Consider the following 17,828-nt stretch of genomic DNA (forward strand, 5'->3'; position numbering starts at 1 on the left):
TCGGATACAGGGGGCGTTCCAGACCGGTCATGCCTGCGAACCTAACGTGCCTGGACCGAGCGTCAACGCCGCCTAAGACCAGGGATTCAGCTTCTATGGGAATTCTGCCCGACGGTGTTAATTTCCCGGCAGGCTGATTCAGCACATTTGCGGCGCGACCTTTTCAGACGCGTGCTCAACCCAAGGGAAGAAACATGGACACGACCGACCTTGTGCTTGCCATTATCCATCATCTGCTGGTGTTTTCCCTGGCAGGGATCATCGGCGCCGAATTCGTGCTGATCCGCGGCGACCTGCCCGCCGTAACCCTTAAGCGACTCGCCGGCATCGACCGCCACTATGGCATCATCGCCTCACTCATCATCATCGTCGGCATCGGCCGTGTCTTCTGGGGCCTCAAGGGTTGGGAGTTCTACGTCTACAACTGGATGTTCTGGGCCAAGATGGCGGCATTCGGCATTGTCGGCCTGCTGTCGATCATCCCGACCGTGCGCTTCATTTCCTGGAACCGGCAGGCCAGCGCCAATCCCGCCTTCGCCGTGCCGGCGGGCGAACTGGCCTCGGTGAAGACCTATATCCGCGCCGAGGCCTTCGTCTTCCTGCTGATCCCGGTCTTCGCGGCGGCGATGGCGCGCGGTTACGGCTACCAATAGATCTGGAATAGAACGTGAGCGAGTAGGGTCTGCAATCGGCATTTGCCGAAGCCGGTCGACTATCGACCGTTTCGGATCCCGCCTTGTGGTTCGAACATCTATTCGTTGCGTGCCGGCTGCCGCAGATATCCCAGTTTGCCATTTGAGTCCGATTGCAATCTATTGGCGTGCGCTGGTTGTTGTTTCATCCGCGGCCGGCATTGAGAGGAGTTCCGCGCAGCGGTTTATTCATATCCCGGAGGAGAATTACGATGCGAAAATTTGTTGCCGCTCTGGCCGCCGCCGCGGCCGTCACGCTTTATTCGTTCGCCGCCGACGCACAATCCTATCCCGAACGTACCATCACCGTTGTCGTGCCGTTTGCGGCAGGCGGTCCGACCGACACCGTCACCCGGCTCGTCGCGGAAGCCATGTCGAAGGATCTCGGCCAGCAGGTCATCGTCGAGAATGTCGGCGGCGCCGGCGGCACGCTCGGCGCGGGCCGCGTCGCCAATGCCGATCCCGATGGCTACACGCTGCTCCTCCATCACATCGGCATGGCGACGAGTGCGACGCTCTACAGAAAGCTGGCCTACGACACGCTGAACGCCTTTGAATATGTCGGCCTGGTGACCGAAGTGCCGATGACCATCATCGGCCGCAAGGATCTTCCGCCGACCGATCTGAAAGGGCTTGTCGACTACGCCAACGCCAACAAGGACAGCATCACCGTCGCCAATGCCGGTATCGGTGCGGCCTCGCATCTGTGCGGCATGCTGTTCATGAGCGCCATCGGCACGCCGCTGGTCACCGTGCCCTACAAGGGCACCGGCCCGGCCATGACCGATCTTCTCGGCGGCCAGGTCGACATTATGTGCGACCAGACCACCAACACCACCAAGCAGATCCAGGGCGGCACGATCAAGGCCTATGCCGTCACCTCGCCGGAGCGCCTCGACGTGCTGAAGGATGTGCCGACGACGATCGAAGCCGGCCTCCCCGCGGTGCAGGTCGGCATCTGGCACGGCCTCTATGCGCCGAAGGGCACGCCGGCCGAGATCACCGACCGCCTGTCGAAATCGCTCCAGGTTGCCCTGAAGGACCCGAACGTCATCGCCCGCTTCGCCGAACTCGGCACCAGGCCGTCATCGGAGGCCGACGCGACGCCGGCGGCGCTGAAGGCCAAGCTGGAAAGCGAGATCGCGCGCTGGAAGCCGATCATCGAAGCCGCCGGCCAGTACGCCGACTGATGGCTTGAAACGGGGCGCCCGCGGCGCCCCGTTCGCTTCGATCCGATTTCCCATTTGCAACGGCAGGCCCCAGCGCCTGGGAGGACCGTCATGAAACCTTTCGCAATCGACAGGACCAACGGCCTGTGCGCCGCGCTGTTCATCTTTTTCGGTGCGTTCTTCGCGCTGCAGTCGCTCAGCCTCGAAATCGGCACGGCGTTGCGCATGGGGCCGGGCTATTTCCCGCTGGTCCTGGCGATCGTGCTGATCCTGCTAGGCGCCATCATCCTCGTCCAGGCGATACGCGTCGAGGGTGAGCCGATCGGCCCAGTGGCGTGGCGCGGCATGTTGTTCATCCTGCCGGCGCCGATCTTCTTCGGCCTGACGGTGCGCGGCCTCGGCTTCGTGCCGTCGATCTTCCTGACGGCGCTGATCGCCGCCTTCGCCAGCGGCCGCATGAAGCCGCTCACCGCGCTCGTGTTGTCGGCTGGCCTGACGCTGTTCTCGGTCCTCGTCTTCAGCTACGCGCTCGGCCTGCCGTTCCAGCGCTTCGGCCCCTGGCTGCCCTCATGACTGGCATTGTGAGACGCTGACATGGACTTGCTCAACAATCTCGCGCTCGGCTTTTCGACCGCCTCGACGCCGGCCAATCTCGGCTTCTGCCTGATCGGCGTCCTGCTCGGCACGCTGATCGGCGTCCTGCCCGGCATCGGCGCCACCGCAACCATCGCCATGCTGTTGCCGATCACCTTCCAGATCGGCGACCCGGTTTCTTCCCTCATCATGCTTGCCGGCATCTACTACGGCGCCCAGTATGGCGGCTCGACCACCGCCATTCTCATCAACATGCCCGGTGAATCCTCGTCGGCCGTCACCGCCATCGACGGCTATCAGATGGCCCGCCAGGGCCGCGCCGGGGCGGCATTGGCGATCGCCGCGATCGGCTCGTTCTTCGCCGGCACGGTGTCGACCTTCCTCGTCGCCGTCTTTGCCCCGCCGTTGACGGCGATAGCCCTGCAGTTCGGCGCGGCGGAGTATTTTTCGTTGATGATCGTCGGCCTCGTCTCGTCCATCGCGCTCGCCCATGGCTCGATCGTCAAGGCGCTGGCGATGGTCGTGCTCGGCCTGCTGCTTGGCATCGTCGGCACCGACATCTACACCGGCGCGCCGCGCTTCACCCTTGGCATCCGCGAATATGCCGACGGGCTGAATTTCGTCGCGGTGGCGGTCGGCGTCTTCGGCGTCGCCGAGATCCTGCGCAACCTTGAAAACGAGCATGAGCGCTCGGTGCTGATCAGCAAGGTCTCCGGCCTGATGCCGACCCGCGACGACTTCAAGCGTATGGCAGCACCCATCGTGCGCGGAACCATCATCGGTTCGGCGCTCGGCATTCTGCCCGGCGGTGGTGCGGTGCTTGCGGCCTTTGCCTCCTATTCGGTCGAGAAACGCGTGTCGAAAACACCGCAGGAATTCGGCAAGGGCGCCATCGCCGGCGTCGCCGGACCGGAATCGGCCAACAATGCCGGCGCCCAGACCTCCTTCATCCCGATGCTGACGCTGGGCATTCCGGCCAATCCTGTCATGGCGCTGATGATCGGCGCCATGATCATCCAGGGCATCGTGCCCGGCCCCAATGTCGCCACCGAGCAGCCGGCGCTGTTCTGGGGCATCATCGCATCGATGTGGATCGGCAATCTGATGCTGATCATCCTCAACCTGCCGCTGATCGGCCTTTGGGTGAAGCTGCTGACGATCCCCTATTACGTGCTCTTCCCGATCATCATGGCGTTCTGCTCGATCGGCGTTTACAGCGTCAACACCAATGCTTTCGATCTCTATGCCGTCGCCTTCTTCGGCCTGCTCGGCTATGTCCTCACCAAGCTGCGCTGCGAACCGGCACCCCTGCTGCTCGGCTTCGTGCTCGGCCCGCTGCTCGAGGAAAACCTGCGCCGCGCCATGATCCTGTCGCGCGGCGACGCCTCAACCTTCCTGACGCGGCCGATCAGCGCCGGCCTGCTGCTGGTGGCGCTGGCCGTGCTCGTCATCGTCTTCCTGCCCTCGGTCAAGAAGAAGCGCGAAGAGGTGTTCGTGGAGGAGAGTTGAAGCCCGGGCCAGTCAGCCTTGGCTCTGAACCTCGTCCACCGGATCGAGCGGAGCGATCGGCACCAGGGGCGCCGGAATGCTGGTCGTCTTCTCCTCAGCCTTGCAGATATCGGCGATGACGCAGGCCGGGCAATCCGGCTTGCGCGCCTTGCAGACATAGCGCCCATGCAGGATCAGCCAGTGATGCGCATGGCGCATATATTCGTCCGGGATGATTTTCAGCAGCCCTTGCTCGACCTGTTCGGGCGTCTTGCCGGGCGCCAGGCCAAGCCGGTTGCCAATCCGGAAAATATGCGTGTCGACCGCCATCGTATGCTGGCCGAAGGCCATGTTGAGCACGACATTGGCGGTCTTGCGCCCGACGCCTGGCAGCTTGACCAGCTCGTCGCGGTTGTCGGGCACTTCCCCGCCGTGGTCGCGGATCAGCGCTTCCGACAGCGCGATGACGTTCTTGGCCTTGTTGCGCCACAGACCGATGGTCCTGATATAGTCGCCGACCTTGGCCTCGCCCAGCGCCAGCATCTTCCGCGGCGTGTCGGCGGCTTTGAACAAGGCCCTTGTCGCTTTGTTGACGCCGGCATCGGTCGCCTGCGCCGAAAGCACCACCGCCACCAAGAGCGTAAACGCGTTGACATGTTCGAGCTCACCCTTCGGCTCCGGCCGCTGGACGGAAAACCGGCGGAAGATCTCGTGCACTTCCGCCGGACCGTAGCGCGACGTCCGCCGCACCGGCCGTGGGCGCGGCTTGGCATTGGAACCATCGCGCCGTCCTGGCGGCAATTCTTTTTCGGGCATGGAAGAATCTTTGGACTTGGGGCTCGCCATTTCCCTCCTATAATATCCTGTCATGAGCGACACAAACGCCTCGTTCCAGGCCGACGAGCCCTTCTTTCACGCATTGCTGACCCCACACCGGTCGCTTGGCAGGACAGGCTTCCTGGTCCTGATGGCCGCTTTGTCGTTCGGCTGGCTGGCGACCGGCGCGTTCTTCCTGTCGCGCGGCGCCTGGCCGGTATTCGGCTTCTTCGGTCTCGACGTGGTCGCCGTCTACATCGCCTTCCGCGTCAACTACCGCGCCGCCCGCGCCCGCGAGGAGGTATCGGTCTCGCGTACCACCCTCGACATCCGCAAGACGGCCCCTTCGGGAAAATCGGAAGCCCACCGCTTCAACCCGTTCTGGGCCCGGTTTTCGGTCGCCCGTCACGCCGAGATCGGCATCACCAAAATGACGGTTGAAGGCCAAGGCCAGAACGTGCCGATCGGCGGCTTTCTCGACCCCGAGTCCCGCGAGAGCTTTGCGACAGCCTTTTCGCGCGCGCTGGCGACCGCCAAGGCGCGCTAAACGGCTCTTTGTTTTGACGCAATTCCCTAGGGAAAGCGCTACGCGCTTTTCCCGGGAAAACCGTTCACACTTTTCCTGGAATTGCTCTAGAACCGATAGCGCAGAAGCCTGCCGACCTTGCGCAGCGCCGGAATGTGTTTCCAAAGGCGAACGAAGAGTTTGGCGGGCCAGCCCATGCGGGCGGCGTGTTCGGGCATGTAGGCGGAAATATCCTCGACGAACCGCAGTTTCGGAACCGCCAGCTCCAGCTCGTGCGGATCATCGATCGCCCAGTGAACCTCGGCGCCAGTCGCCTTGATGGTGGGATTGAGACGAAGCAGCGTCAGGCCGAAACGGCTGTAGGCGTCGAACATCAGCTCGCCGCCGGCAAGATGCGAGACAAGCCGCGAAACCAGGCGCAGCCCCTCATCGGCGGGAAGATAGGGCGTCAGCCCTTCCGCCACCACGATGGCCGGGCGGTTGTGGGGCACTTCGGCCAGCCAGCCGGGCTCGGTCACCGACGAAGCGATGAGATGATAACGGTCGCGTGACGGGTAAAGTTTTCGCCTGAGTTCGATGACCTGGGGATAGTCGACATCGAACCAGTCCACGCCTGGCGGCGGATCGACACGGAAGATGCGCGTATCGAACCCGCAGCCCAGATGCAGCACGATGGCGCCGGGATTTCTGGCCAGAAAATCCTCTACACGAACGTCCAGTGTCTTGGCCCGGATCGCCAGGCCGATGCCGAGATTCTCGTCGACCTTGAGCCTGGAGAAGTCATAGTCGATCTTGCGCACCGCCTCGTCGGCGAAATGATCCCCAAGCAGCGAATGGGGCAACTGGCTCTCCAGCGCCTTGCCGTATAGCGTCATCAGCAACGTTTCCTTAGCCCCGGTCAGATGCACTTTCTCGCCAGCCATGAGCGACTCCTGGCAGGAGCATGATCCCGAAAAGTGGATACCGGTTTTCGGAAAAGATCATGCTCGAACACAAAGAGAGAGCCCCATCCCGACCCATCGGGATGGAACAGGCTCTCAAACCCCCGAGTCTATCTGGGTATGCGCGGCAAGAAGGCAAGTTTCGGGTGGCGATCGCCGCCCCAAGGGGCGATATTCCTGGCCAAGGAGACAGTTCGATGAGCACACAGACAGCCGTCCTCAAAAAGGACATCACGCCGCAAGGCAGCGACTACGAGATCGTGCGCCGCGCTATCGAGAAGATCAGCCTCGACTATCGCGACCAGCCTTCGCTCGAGGAGCTTGCCGAGGAGGTCGGCGAGACGCCAACCGGCCTGCAAAAACTCTTCACCCGCTGGGCCGGCCTGTCGCCCAAAGCCTTCCTGCAGGCGGTGACGCTCGACCACGCCCGCCGGTTGCTCGATTCCGGCATGCCGCTGCTCGAAACCTCGTTCGAACTGGGCATGTCCGGCCCTGGCCGGCTGCATGACCTGTTCGTCACCCATGAGGCAATGTCGCCGGGCGACTACAAGACGCGCGGCGCCGGCCTCACCATCCGCTACGGCTACCATCCCTCGCCCTTCGGCACCGCCCTGATCATGGCCACCGACCGCGGGCTTGCCGGCCTCGCCTTCAGCGACCCCGGCGAGGAGCGCGCCGCCTTCGCCGACATGTCCAGCCGCTGGCCGAACGCCATCTATGTCGAGGACCTGGCCGCGACCGGTCCTTACGCCGCGCGCATCTTCGATCCGACGCTGTGGCGCCCCGACCAGCCGCTGCATGTCGTCATGATCGGCACCGACTTCCAGGTTCGCGTCTGGGAGGCGCTGCTGCAGATCCCGATGGGCAAGGCCCGCACCTATTCCTCGATCGCCGCCAGCATCGGCGCGCCAAGCGCCAGCCGCGCGGTCGGCGCCGCCAATGGCGCAAACCCGCTCTCCTTCGTGGTGCCTTGCCATCGCGCCATCGGCAAGTCCGGCGACCTCACCGGCTACCACTGGGGCCTGACCCGCAAGCGCGCCATCCTTGGCTGGGAGGCAGGTCAAGTGTCATCATAAATATCGTTTTTCCAGTTTTCGGCGAAGAAATTTACAGATCTTGGAAAGCGGAAAGTATTACTTGGGCTCTATCGGAAATTCACGATACAACCGGGGACAACCTTCGGTTTTTATAAGATGTTATTTCCGCGAATTATTTTAGTTTACGCTAAATTAACCACGATAAAGCGATCATGACTCCTGTTAATTCGGGCGATCCGACTTAATAGGAGGTCTCGATGAAGTTGTTTCGCACCGCCTTCGGTGCAACCTTGCTGGTCGCGTGTCTGGGCCAGCCTGCATTGGCTGCGACGCAAAATGTCATTTTCAATGGCACGATCACCCCGACCTGCACGCTTGTCATTGCCACCAACGGCACGATGACGGTCAGTCCCGACCTCCAGACACTCAGTTCCCACAACAGCGGCGGCTCTGCCGGAACCGTCACGCTGACGACGACAGGCGGCGTGTCGGTGAGCGTCGATCCGGTTACCGCCACGACGGTGCCGTCGGCCGACACGACATCGACCACCTGGACACCAACCTACTCTTCCGCCGGTGCGCACTCCATCGTCGAGACCGGTTCCGCGACCGCCATCAGCACACCCGGCGCCGACCTCGTTTCGGTCCATCTCGCCGGCACGAAGGGCGGCAGCAACCGCTTCGCCAACGGCAACTATCAGGCAACGGTAACGCTGCGCTGCGAGTAGCGCCCGGGAAGGAGGCATCCTTGAAATTTTTTGGACCCCTGGCGACGGCGCTGGCCGTCGGCCTGATCCCTGCTGCCGCTGCGGCCCAGTCGATGTCGCCGATGCGCGGCGAGGTCAACAGTTTCACCGACGTCTTCGCGGTTCGCGTCTTCCCGGCCAATCCATACGACCAGAAGATCAAGATCGAAATCCACGTCTACGATCAGGATTTTCAGCCGGTGGACGCCAGGATATCACCGGCTGCCTTCCAGCTCGGTGCCCAGGCTTCCCGTCCGGTCCTTGTGGTCGTGCCCTTCGGCGGCGCTGCCGAGCGTAAAGTGCGTATCTGTACCGAAAGCATCCCCTTCCCCAACCAGCAGACGCAGATAAGGGCGCAGATATGCGGAAAGTTTTTTGGGCACCGCAAGTCCTGACGCTGGCACTCGCGGCTGCTGTGGCAAGCACCGCTCCAACCCAGGCCCAGGACCAGATCTACAATCTCAACCAGAACGAGAACGGCTTCAATTTGCCCGGCGTCACCTTGCCCCAGGGCCAGGACGAGGTCCATGCCGCGGACGGCACCACTTGCCGTTCCGCCGTTTCCGGTTCCGGTGCCTATGTCGATCTCGGCGTGATCAGAGGCAACAACCAGACGGACAATGGCGTCGCGACCTATGGCCGGGTGGTGATCCCGATCGGGCGCACACCGAAACGCCTCGATTGCAGCCGCCTCTACGAACTGGAAGTCCAGCGCCTGCAACTGGAGCTGAAACTGCTCAAAATGGGCCTCCGCGGCGACGGCCCGACGGGAAGCGTGGCCACCAGCGCTCCCGCCACCGCGGCCGCGTCACCTGGATGGGCCAACGAAGGCTGGACCATCAGGACCGGAAACAGCGATGGCAAGAAAAAGAAAAAGAAATAGTCGCGCGCTGCTTACGATGGCAGCCCTTGCCGGCTTCTGCCTTCCCGCGCAAGCTGTGATCATCGGCACCTGCACAATCATGGTCGGGGCATCGGGGACGATGACCGCAAATCCGGCCATCAGCATACTGGGCTCCAAACAGGCAGGCGGATCGAGCGCCAGCGCCACCGTGGTGGCGAGCTCCCTATTGTGCTCCATCCTCAACTTGCTCGACTGCTATTCGGTTTCGGCGCCGGCGCCTGCCGCATTCTCGTCCGCGCCGAGCGGCGGCGGCACCAACGTCACTTTCGCCTCTGTCTTCCGGCTCGATGGCTCGGGGGTCGACATCAACGGAAGCGTGCCGCAAAGGGTCACCAACGGTACCCACGCCCTGCAGGTCGATCTCACCGCCACCAAGTCGAGCGGCATCTTTCCCGCCGGCAGCTATCAGGGCACCGTCACCGTGCGCTGCGAGTGAGGCGACAAATCGCTTTTTGACATCCACATGGTCTGGCAACTCATCGCATGACGCGCTAGCTTCCCCGCACCGGGGTGACGGCGCATGGATACGGATGCACCGGCGCACCTCGCCATCTCGATCCACATTGTGGATCTCGATCCACATCGTGCTTTCCGAAAGTCGATCCTGATTTCCGGCCAGCGCTGGCAGGGAGGCACTTTCTTGATAGTCGTCATCGGCTCGATCAATCTCGACCTTATCGCCAAAGTCGACCGCTTGCCGAGCCCCGGCGAAACGGTGAGCGGTTCCGGTTTCGCCACGGCGCCCGGCGGCAAGGGCGCCAACCAGGCGCTTGCCGCCGCGCGCGCCGGTGTCCCGGTGCGCATGGTCGGCGCCGTCGGCAAGGACAGTTTCGCCGGCGAGGCGCTGGCATTGCTGCGCGAGGCCATGGTCGACCTGTCGGGCGTGGGCGAAACCTTTGCCTCGACCGGAACGGCACTGATCATGGTCGGTGCCGATGGCGAGAACATCATCGCCGTGGTTCCCGGCGCCAATGCTTCCGTGGTGCCCGGCGACCTCTCCAAGGCCTTCCTGAAAAAGGGCGATGTCGTGCTGCTCCAGCACGAGATCCCGCTAGCGACCGTCGATGCGGCACTCGAACAGGCACGGGCCGCCGGCGCCATCACCGTGCTCAACACCGCTCCTTTCCAGGGCGACGCGGCGGCTTTCCTCGGCAAGGCCGATTATGCCGTCGCCAACGAGACCGAGTTCGACCTCTATGGCGAGGCGCTGGCGCTGAACGGCCGCGACCGTGCGGCACGCATGCGCGACTTTGCCGCGAAAACCGGCCGCACCATCGTCGTCACCCTCGGCGGCGATGGCGTCATGGCGGCGACGCCAAGCGATTTCCTCACCGTTGCGGCCATGAAGATCACGCCTGTCGACACAGTCGGCGCCGGCGACACCTTCTGCGGCTACTTCGCTGCCGGCCTGTCGTCCGGCCTTGCGCTCGACAAGGCGCTGGCGCGAGCCGGTGCGGCGGGCTCGCTCGCATGTCTCAAGCCCGGCGCCCAGCCGTCGATCCCGCTGGCCAGGGATGTCGATCAAGCCTTGCAGGACGTCAGCTGAAATGATGCGCCCTGAGACGAAACACGCTGTGCCGCCGGCCGGCGATATCTGCCGCCTGTCCGCTATCGAGCTTGCCGGCGCCATCCGTCGCAAGAAACTGTCCGTACGCGAGGTGGTGACGGCCTTCCTCGACCGCATCGAAGCGGTTAACCCGCAGGTCAACGCCATCGTCTCGTTGCGCGATCGCGGCGATATCCTGCGCGAGGCCGATGCAGCCGATGCCAGGCAGGCGAGCGAAACCGGGACACTCTTCGGCCTGCCGATCGCCATCAAGGACCTCGCCTCGACGACTGGCCTCAGAACCTCCTTCGGCTCGCCGATCTTCGCCGATTTCGTGCCGCAGGAAGACGATTTCTTCGTCGAGCGCATCCGCAACGCCGGCGCCATCATCATCGGCAAGACCAATGTCCCCGAATTCGGGCTCGGCTCCAACACCTACAACAACGTCTTCGGGCCGACGCTGAACGCCTTCGATCCGGCGCTCACCGCCGGCGGCTCGAGCGGTGGCGCGGCGGTGGCGCTGGCGCTCGACATGGTGCCCGTCGCCGATGGCAGCGACTTCGGCGGCTCGCTGCGCAATCCGGCAGGCTGGAACAATGTCTACGGTTTCCGGCCGTCGCAAGGGCTTGTTCCCGCCGGACCCGATCTTGAGGTCTTCCACGCGCAGATGGGTGTCGAAGGCCCGATGGGCCGCAACGTCGCCGACATGGCGCTGCTGCTCGACGTGCAGGCGGGCTACCATCCGCAGGCGCCCCTGTCTTATGAGAAACCGGGTTCGTTCCTCGAAGGGCTTGCACCGCCCTCGACCGGCGGCCGCGTCGCCTGGTTCGGCGACCTCGGCGGCCATCTGCCGATCGAGGCCGGCATTCTCGATCTGTGCGAGGCGGCTCTCGGCCGGTTCGCGGATGCATCCTTCCCAGCGGAGCCCTTGCTGCCGGATTTCGACTTCGAGGCGCTCTGGCAGGCCTTCGTGACGCTGCGCCAGGCCAGCAGCGGTTGCGCCCTCAAGGTCCACTATGACGATCCATCCAGACGAGGCTTGCTGAAGCCGGAAGCCATATGGGAAATCGAGAACGCCATGCGGCTGACGGCGCCGCAGATCCGCGCGGCCTCGGTCGTGCGCACCTCCTGGCATCGGATGCTGCTGTCGATCTTCGACCGCTTCGACCTCATCGCCCTGCCCACCGCGCAGGTCTTCCCCTTCGACGTCGGCATGCACTGGCCCAGTGAGGTCGCGGGACGGCCGATGGACAGCTATCACCGCTGGATGCAGGTTTCAGCCTTCGCCACGCTTGGCGGCTGCCCGGCGGTCAACGTGCCGGTCGGCTTCGACGACAAGGGTCGGCCAATGGGCATGCAGCTGATAGGCCGGCCGCGTGGCGATCTCGCTGTGCTGAGGGCGGCGGCGGCCTATGAGGCGACACTGCCTTGGCCTGCCGGCGCCTGACGCGCATACGACGGCGAGGTGCTTCTCGGACGTCTTGCGTGGAGGCTGCGGCCATGCATTGATTGTCCCAGTCGCGCCGCGTCGGCGGCACTCCGAGGGAAAAATACATGTCGCTGGAACTCTACGCCGCCTATGTTCTCGCCTGCATCGTCATCATCCTGGTGCCGGGACCGACGGTCACGCTGATCATCGCCAACAGCATCCGCCATGGAACCCGCGCCGGTCTGGCCAACGTCGCCGGCACGCAGGCCGGGCTTGCCATCATGATCGCCATTGTCGGCATCGGCCTCAACACGCTGATCGCGGGCATGGGCCACTGGTTCGAATGGGTCAGGCTGATCGGCGCCGCCTACCTGATCTGGATGGGCGTGCAGATGTTCCGCTCCAAGGGCACGCTGAACGCCGACGGAACGGCGAGAAAGCCGCGCGGCGGCTTCTTCCTGCAGGGCCTGCTGGTGGCGCTGAGCAATCCCAAGACGCTGGTGTTCTTCGGCGCCTTCTTTCCGCAGTTCATCGCGCCGCAAGGCAACTACTCGCTGCAGATCATCGTCATGGGCCTGACCGCCATGATCTTCGCCGCCATGTCAGATTCGACCTACGCACTCGCCGCAGGGCGCGCCGGGCGCCTGCTGTCGGCCAGCCGCATCAAGCTCATGTCCAGGATCAGCGGCAGTTTTCTGGTCGGCGGCGGCCTGTGGCTGGCGTTTTCGAGGTCGAAGTAGAAACTCCCTTCCCTCGCCCCGATCACGGGGGACGGGCGAGACAGGCGGCTCGCCCCGGTATGGTGGTCGCGAACTGATCGGGTGAGGGCAGCGCCGAGGCTGCGGGTAAAATATCAACGTCTGCGCCCCCCCTGATCCCCCTGCCGGGACCTTCTCCCCGTGAACGGGGAGAAGGAAGCTTTTTTAAAGCCGCCCCAGCCGCTCGACCAGCAGCGCGAAGAAGCCGTCATGGTCGATGTCGCGCATCACCATGGCGTTCTTTTCCCGCTTGGTGACGCCCCACCAGTCGATCACGGTCATGCCCATGGTCAGTTCCGAGGCGGTCTCCACGCTGACGTTGCAGTTACGGCCCTTGAACAGCTCCGGCTTCAGGAGGTAGGCGATGACGCAGGGGTCGTGCAGCGGGCCGCCGTCGGTGCCGTATTTGCCCTCGTCGTAACGCTCGAAGAATTCCAGCATCTCGGCGGTCGCGATGCCGACCTTGGTGCCGAGCGCGCGGAAAGCCTGGATGCGCTTGGTGGTGGTCAGCGCCTTGTGGGTGACGTCGAGCGGCATCATCACGATCGGGATGCCGGACTTGAACACCAGATCGGCGGCCTGCGGATCGACATAGATGTTGAATTCGGCCGCGGGCGTGACGTTGCCGCCCTCGAAGAAACCGCCGCCCATCAGCACGATTTCCTTGATGCGCGGCGCGATCCGCGGTTCGCGGATCAGCGCCAGCGCGATGTTGGTCAACGGCCCGAGCGGGCAGAGCGTGATGGTGCCGCTCTCTTCGTTCATGAGCGTCTCGACGATGAAATCGACGGCATACTGCTCCTGCAATTTCATCGTCGGTTCGGGCAGTTGTGGCCCGTTGAGGCCGGTCTTGCCATGCACTTCCTCGGCGGTGACCAGTGTGCGCGCCAGGGGACGGATGGCGCCGGCATAGACCTTGACCTCCGGGCGGCCGGCCAGTTCGCAGATCTTGCGGGCATTCTTCTCGGTAAGCTTCAGCGGCACGTTGCCGGCAACGGCGGTGATGCCGACAATCTCCAGTTCGCTGCTGCCGAGCGCCAAGAGAATGGCGACGGCATCGTCCTGGCCGGGATCGGTGTCGATGATGATCTTGCAGGGTTGGGGCATTTCAATTCCTTGTTTGGGGGGCCGTGAGCTCACCGGATCGATCGCACGCCTGAAGGACGACCGCAGCGCTTCTCTTTGCATCCGCGCGTCGTTTCAAGCGCCATGTCGATTATTCCTGTGAGTCCAAGGCTTGGTCTTTTTGGGCGGGTCTTGTGATGGCTTGAACTTGGTCGCGGGGCGGACCATATCAAGGCCATCGGGAAAAATGCCATCCGGGTTTTTCCAGTTTATGTCGCTCTTGAGAGGACAGTGTAACATGAGTCGAATGACGCCTTTCTCCAGCCCGCTTCTCCTTGGTTTCGACGCCATGGAAAAGACCTTGGAGCGTCTGGCGAAGTCCGGTGACAGCTACCCTCCCTACAACATCGAGCGCCTCAGCGGTGCCGACGGCAAGGCCGAGAGGCTGCGCATAACGCTCGCCGTCGCCGGTTTCGCCGAAAGCGATCTCGATGTGACAACGGAGGAAAACCAGCTGGTCGTGCGCGGCCGTCAGACCGACGACACCGAGCGCGAATTCCTTCATCGCGGCATAGCCGCGCGCCAGTTCCAGCGCTGTTTCGTGCTGGCCGACGGCATGCGCGTGATCGCGGCAGAGCTGAAGAACGGCCTTTTGTCGATCGACCTCGATCGCCCGGAGTCCGAACGGCTGGTACGGAAAATAAATATATCGGTGAAAGACTGATCTTCACCGATGGCTCTCATGCGGGATGGCCTTGAGCGGCGTCCTCGCGCCAAGGAGGCTTGAAATGACCAGAACTGACGAGAATATCACCATGACCAGCGGTGAATTCGCCCATCTCGGCGAAGGCTCGGTCGCTTATCTGCGCAAGGTCTCGAGCGATGAATTGCTCGGCCGCTTCCCCAACATCGGCGAAATTGCGCCCGGCCTGGAACTATGGGCGCTGTTTGCCGCCAATGGCCAGCCGATCCTGCTTTCCGACGCGCGTGACCGCGCACTGGCCGGCGCCATGGAAAACGACCTGACCACCGTCGCCATCCACTAAGAGCGACCGGTTGGCTGAAACGAAAAGGGCCGCTCGCGGCGGCCCTTGGCAGCCTTTTTCAAAATCCAGATTCAGGCGGCGTGCGAGGCCTGCGTGTCCGACAACAGCGCGTGGATCGCCGCGGCATCGCGCGTCCCCCTGATCTTGGCCACCGTGTCGGCGTCGCGCAGCACGCGTGCGATGCGCGACAAGGCCTTCAGATGATCGGCGCCCGCCCCTTCCGGCGCCAGCAGCAGAAACACCAGATCGACAGGCTGGTCGTCCAGCGACTCAAAATCGACCGGCGTTTCCAGCCGGGCGAAAACACCGGCGATGCGCTTCACGCCGGCGAGCTTGCCGTGCGGAATGGCGATGCCATTGCCGACGCCCGTCGAGCCCAGCCGCTCACGCTGCAGGATGGTGTCGAACACTTCCCTCTCCGGAATACCCGAAATCGCCGCCCCCCGTTCGGAAAGCAATTGCAGAAGCTGCTTCTTGGAGTTCGCCTTCAACGCCGGCAAAATCGCCGGAACGCTGATAAGATCGCTCAGATCCATGCTTGAAAATCCCTTGTTCGCCTGCCGTGGCCAGTCCCCACCCCTCGTGCGGCTGGCTTTTATCCCTGTGCGACCTTGGTCGTGGACGGGTCGATCCAGCCAATGTTTCCGTCGGGCCGGCGATAGACGATATTGAGATGATCGGTTCCGGCGTTGCGGAAAACGAACACCGGACTGTCCTTGGTATCGAGCTCGATGACCGCGGAGGCCACAGACATGGTCTTCAGCGTCATGGTTGATTCGGCGACGATGGCCGGCGCGAAATCCTCCGGGATCTCCTCGTCGTCATCGGCGAGCGGCGCCATCACCGTATAGGCGATGTCGGTCAGTTCGCCATTGGCGTTGCCCGAATTGTGCGATTTGAGACGGCGCTTGTAGCGCCGAAGCCGGGTCTCCAGCCGATCGGCCGCGGCCTCGAAGGCCAGCGTCGGATCCTGGGCATCGCCCGTGGCCTGCAGCGAGGCGCCGGAATCCAGCCGGATCATGCAATCCGCCGAATAGCGCGAGCCCGATTTGATGACGGTGACGTGCCCCGCAAAGCCGCGATCGAAATATTTGCCGATCGCTTCGCCGACACGATCGTTGATGCGTGTGCGGAACGCATCGCCGATATCCATGTGTTTTCCCGATATGCGCAGATTCATCTGAAAACTGACCTTCCTTGCTCAGGCTTCAAACTGGCCCGAGTTTATACTCGTGATCCGTGCGCACAAGCTTTGCGGCGTCACTCGCGCCGATTTAAATCCGAACTTTCCGGTTGATCACAAGCCGCCTTTTTGACCGTCCCGAGGCCATTGTCGTGACGGACCATCCGCTAGCGGGCATCGGGCCCGTCTCATGCGGGCGGGCTTCTAGCCACTTCCCCGCGGCTTGTCAATGAAGCTCGAAAGCTGTGGAAAATCGTAGGCGCCTAACGCCCGGCGCTGGCGAGCGCCCGCTTCTCGCGCCGGCGCTGCACCGAAGACGGAATATTCATGCCTTCCCGATACTTGGCGACCGTGCGCCGGGCGATATCGACGCCGCTTTCCTTCAGCATGTCGACGATCGCGTCATCCGAAAGGACATCGACGGGTCTCTCCTCGTCGATCATCTGCTTGATGCGGTCACGCACCGCTTCCGAGGAATGCGCGTCGCCGCCGCCCGACGCGGCGATCGAGGCGGTGAAGAAATAGCGCAGTTCGAACACGCCGCGCGGGGTCAGCATGTATTTGTTGGCGGTGACGCGGCTGACGGTCGATTCGTGCATGCCGATGGCGTCGGCCACCGTGCGCAAATTGAGCGGCTTCAGCTGGCGCACGCCGTGGACCAGGAACGCATCCTGCTGGCGCACGATTTCCGAGGCCACTTTGAGGATCGTCTTTGCCCGCTGGTCGAGGCTGCGCGTCAGCCAGTTGGCGTTCTGCAGGCATTCGGCCAGGAAATCCTTCTCCGCCTGGTTCTTCGCATGCGGCGACACCTGGGCGAAATAGATATGGTCGACCAGCACGCGCGGCAGCGTTTCGGCGTTGAGTTCGACGGTCCAGCTGCCGTCATTGGCGGCGCGCACCTCGACATCGGCGACGATGGCGTCGCTGGCGCCACCCGAAAACGCCATGCCCGGGCGCGGATCGAGTGCCCGGATTTCGGCCAGCATGTCGAGCAGATCCTCCTCGTCGACGCCGCAGATTCGCTTCAACGTCTGGAAATCACGCCGCGCCAAAAGCTCGAGATTGGCGACCAGGGCCTTCATCGCCGGGTCGAGACGGTCGCGCGCCGCAAGCTGTAGCGAAACACATTCGGCAAGGTCGCGGGCGAACAGGCCGGTCGGTTCGAAAGTCTGGCACACCGCCAGCACCTTGGCCACGCTCGCTGCATCGGTGCCCAGACGCATGGCGATCTCCTCGAGATCGGCCCTGACATAGCCGGTCTCGTCGAGGCCATCGGCGAGTTCGCCTGCGATCAGCCGCGCCGCGGGATCGACGAAGGCGAGGGCGATCTGCTCGCCGACATGGTCGCGCAAGGTGATGGCGCTCGCCGCCATATCGCCGGCGTCGAGCCCCTCGGATGAAGCGCCGCCGCCATTGCCGGAAGCCGATTTCCATTGCGCCGTCAGGTCGGGTCCGAGCCGCTCGCTGGTGCCGGGATCGTCAGGAAACAGGTTCTCCAGCGACGTATCGAGTTTTTCCGAGATCGCCTCGGCGCTCCACCCAGCCTCGTTCTCGAACCAGTCGCCCTCGGCGGCCGCTTGCGGCTCGGCCTCGATCTTCTGCATCTGGTCGCTCGCGGCGTCATCCTGCGGCTCGGCGCGCTCCAGAAGCGGGTTGCGCTCGATCTCCTCGTCGATGAAGTGCTCAAGCTCGACATGGGTGAACTGCAGCAGCCGAATCGACTGCATCAGCTGCGGCGTCATCACCAGCGACTGGGACTGTCTGAGCTGTAGTTTCGCCGCCAACGCCATGGTTCGGTTTCAAACGCCTCCTCTACGCGTCCGCGCCTCCCGAAATGAATTCGGCAGCCGGCCATAGAAACTGGCCCGGCTTTTGCTTGTCAAGGCAA

General features: G+C 63.4%; 21 protein-coding genes. 15 read left to right on the forward strand and 6 right to left on the reverse strand.

The window, feature by feature from the left end:
• Window positions 1-194 precede the first annotated feature (194 nt).
• The 4 genes from ACVILI_RS30990 (at window position 195) to ACVILI_RS31005 (ending at window position 3,964) form a co-directional block, all read left to right on the forward strand.
• A complete protein-coding gene (locus ACVILI_RS30990; protein WP_038649635.1) occupies window positions 195-653 on the forward strand; it encodes a DUF2214 family protein in 459 nt (152 codons plus the stop codon).
• A 251-nt stretch (window positions 654-904) separates the two neighbouring features.
• Window positions 905-1,882 (forward strand): tripartite tricarboxylate transporter substrate-binding protein, encoded by a 978-nt coding sequence (locus ACVILI_RS30995; RefSeq protein WP_038649638.1) that lies wholly within the window; start codon window positions 905-907, stop codon window positions 1,880-1,882.
• Between the two features lie 90 nt (window positions 1,883-1,972).
• Window positions 1,973-2,434 (forward strand): tripartite tricarboxylate transporter TctB family protein, encoded by a 462-nt coding sequence (locus tag ACVILI_RS31000; protein ID WP_038649641.1) that lies wholly within the window; start codon window positions 1,973-1,975, stop codon window positions 2,432-2,434.
• A gap of 21 nt (window positions 2,435-2,455) precedes the next feature.
• A complete protein-coding gene (locus ACVILI_RS31005; protein ID WP_038649644.1) occupies window positions 2,456-3,964 on the forward strand; it encodes a tripartite tricarboxylate transporter permease in 1,509 nt (502 codons plus the stop codon).
• 12 nt (window positions 3,965-3,976) lie between these two features.
• Here the strand turns inward: ACVILI_RS31005 and nth are convergent, their stop codons facing one another.
• Window positions 3,977-4,789 carry an endonuclease III gene (nth, locus tag ACVILI_RS31010; RefSeq protein ID WP_038649647.1) on the reverse strand — a complete coding sequence of 271 codons (813 nt, stop codon included), beginning with the start codon at window positions 4,787-4,789 and terminating at the stop codon, window positions 3,977-3,979.
• Window positions 4,790-4,811: 22 nt separating this feature from the next.
• On the opposite strand from nth, the gene ACVILI_RS31015 reads away from it, so the two are divergent.
• Window positions 4,812-5,306 carry a DUF2244 domain-containing protein gene (locus tag ACVILI_RS31015; protein ID WP_038649650.1) on the forward strand — a complete coding sequence of 165 codons (495 nt, stop codon included), beginning with the start codon at window positions 4,812-4,814 and terminating at the stop codon, window positions 5,304-5,306.
• 86 nt (window positions 5,307-5,392) lie between these two features.
• Here ACVILI_RS31015 and ACVILI_RS31020 read toward each other — a convergent pair whose 3' ends face one another.
• Entirely contained in the window at window positions 5,393-6,208 is an 816-nt protein-coding gene (locus ACVILI_RS31020) for a class I SAM-dependent methyltransferase (protein ID WP_038649653.1), read from the reverse strand.
• 215 nt (window positions 6,209-6,423) lie between these two features.
• Between ACVILI_RS31020 and ACVILI_RS31025 the strand changes: the two genes are divergently transcribed.
• From ACVILI_RS31025 to ACVILI_RS31060, 8 genes are all read left to right on the forward strand, one after another.
• The gene (locus tag ACVILI_RS31025; RefSeq protein ID WP_038649656.1) at window positions 6,424-7,302 is read left to right on the forward strand and encodes a methylated-DNA--[protein]-cysteine S-methyltransferase; all 879 of its coding nucleotides are present in this window, start codon (window positions 6,424-6,426) and stop codon (window positions 7,300-7,302) included.
• Window positions 7,303-7,520: 218 nt separating this feature from the next.
• Window positions 7,521-7,991: a hypothetical protein gene (locus tag ACVILI_RS31030; protein ID WP_038649659.1), complete on the forward strand. Its 471-nt coding sequence runs from the start codon at window positions 7,521-7,523 to the stop codon at window positions 7,989-7,991.
• Between the two features lie 20 nt (window positions 7,992-8,011).
• The gene (locus ACVILI_RS31035; protein WP_019861186.1) at window positions 8,012-8,404 is read left to right on the forward strand and encodes a hypothetical protein; all 393 of its coding nucleotides are present in this window, start codon (window positions 8,012-8,014) and stop codon (window positions 8,402-8,404) included.
• Window positions 8,371-8,892 (forward strand): hypothetical protein, encoded by a 522-nt coding sequence (locus ACVILI_RS31040; RefSeq protein ID WP_038649662.1) that lies wholly within the window; start codon window positions 8,371-8,373, stop codon window positions 8,890-8,892. The genes ACVILI_RS31035 and ACVILI_RS31040 overlap by 34 nt, the downstream gene beginning before the upstream one ends.
• Complete coding sequence (locus tag ACVILI_RS31045; RefSeq protein ID WP_019861188.1) at window positions 8,867-9,349, forward strand: hypothetical protein; 483 nt, start codon at window positions 8,867-8,869, stop codon at window positions 9,347-9,349. The genes ACVILI_RS31040 and ACVILI_RS31045 overlap by 26 nt, the downstream gene beginning before the upstream one ends.
• Before the next feature lie 204 nt (window positions 9,350-9,553).
• Window positions 9,554-10,459, forward strand: coding sequence for a ribokinase (locus ACVILI_RS31050; protein ID WP_038653364.1), 906 nt, complete (start codon window positions 9,554-9,556; stop codon window positions 10,457-10,459).
• A 1-nt stretch (window position 10,460) separates the two neighbouring features.
• Window positions 10,461-11,906 (forward strand): amidase, encoded by a 1,446-nt coding sequence (locus ACVILI_RS31055; RefSeq protein WP_038649665.1) that lies wholly within the window; start codon window positions 10,461-10,463, stop codon window positions 11,904-11,906.
• A gap of 107 nt (window positions 11,907-12,013) precedes the next feature.
• On the forward strand, window positions 12,014-12,628 hold the full coding sequence (locus ACVILI_RS31060; protein ID WP_019861191.1) for a LysE family translocator: 615 nt from the start codon (window positions 12,014-12,016) through the stop codon (window positions 12,626-12,628).
• 183 nt (window positions 12,629-12,811) lie between these two features.
• Here ACVILI_RS31060 and ACVILI_RS31065 read toward each other — a convergent pair whose 3' ends face one another.
• Window positions 12,812-13,753 carry a nucleoside hydrolase gene (locus ACVILI_RS31065; protein ID WP_038649668.1) on the reverse strand — a complete coding sequence of 314 codons (942 nt, stop codon included), beginning with the start codon at window positions 13,751-13,753 and terminating at the stop codon, window positions 12,812-12,814.
• 256 nt (window positions 13,754-14,009) lie between these two features.
• Here ACVILI_RS31065 and ACVILI_RS31070 point away from each other — a divergent pair, with 256 nt between their 5' ends.
• The gene (locus ACVILI_RS31070) at window positions 14,010-14,435 is read left to right on the forward strand and encodes an Hsp20 family protein (protein ID WP_013893014.1); all 426 of its coding nucleotides are present in this window, start codon (window positions 14,010-14,012) and stop codon (window positions 14,433-14,435) included.
• 64 nt (window positions 14,436-14,499) lie between these two features.
• A complete protein-coding gene (locus ACVILI_RS31075) occupies window positions 14,500-14,757 on the forward strand; it encodes a BQ00720 family protein (RefSeq protein WP_032920755.1) in 258 nt (85 codons plus the stop codon).
• 71 nt (window positions 14,758-14,828) lie between these two features.
• Here ACVILI_RS31075 and ptsN read toward each other — a convergent pair whose 3' ends face one another.
• From ptsN to rpoN, 3 genes are all read right to left on the reverse strand, one after another.
• Complete coding sequence (ptsN, locus tag ACVILI_RS31080) at window positions 14,829-15,293, reverse strand: PTS IIA-like nitrogen regulatory protein PtsN (protein ID WP_038649671.1); 465 nt, start codon at window positions 15,291-15,293, stop codon at window positions 14,829-14,831.
• Between the two features lie 59 nt (window positions 15,294-15,352).
• The gene (gene hpf, locus ACVILI_RS31085) at window positions 15,353-15,937 is read right to left on the reverse strand and encodes a ribosome hibernation-promoting factor, HPF/YfiA family (RefSeq protein WP_019861195.1); all 585 of its coding nucleotides are present in this window, start codon (window positions 15,935-15,937) and stop codon (window positions 15,353-15,355) included.
• 266 nt (window positions 15,938-16,203) lie between these two features.
• On the reverse strand, window positions 16,204-17,730 hold the full coding sequence (rpoN, locus tag ACVILI_RS31090; protein WP_038649675.1) for an RNA polymerase factor sigma-54: 1,527 nt from the start codon (window positions 17,728-17,730) through the stop codon (window positions 16,204-16,206).
• Between the last annotated feature and the right edge of the window lie 98 nt (window positions 17,731-17,828).

Source organism: Mesorhizobium sp. USDA 4775, assembly GCF_054062655.1.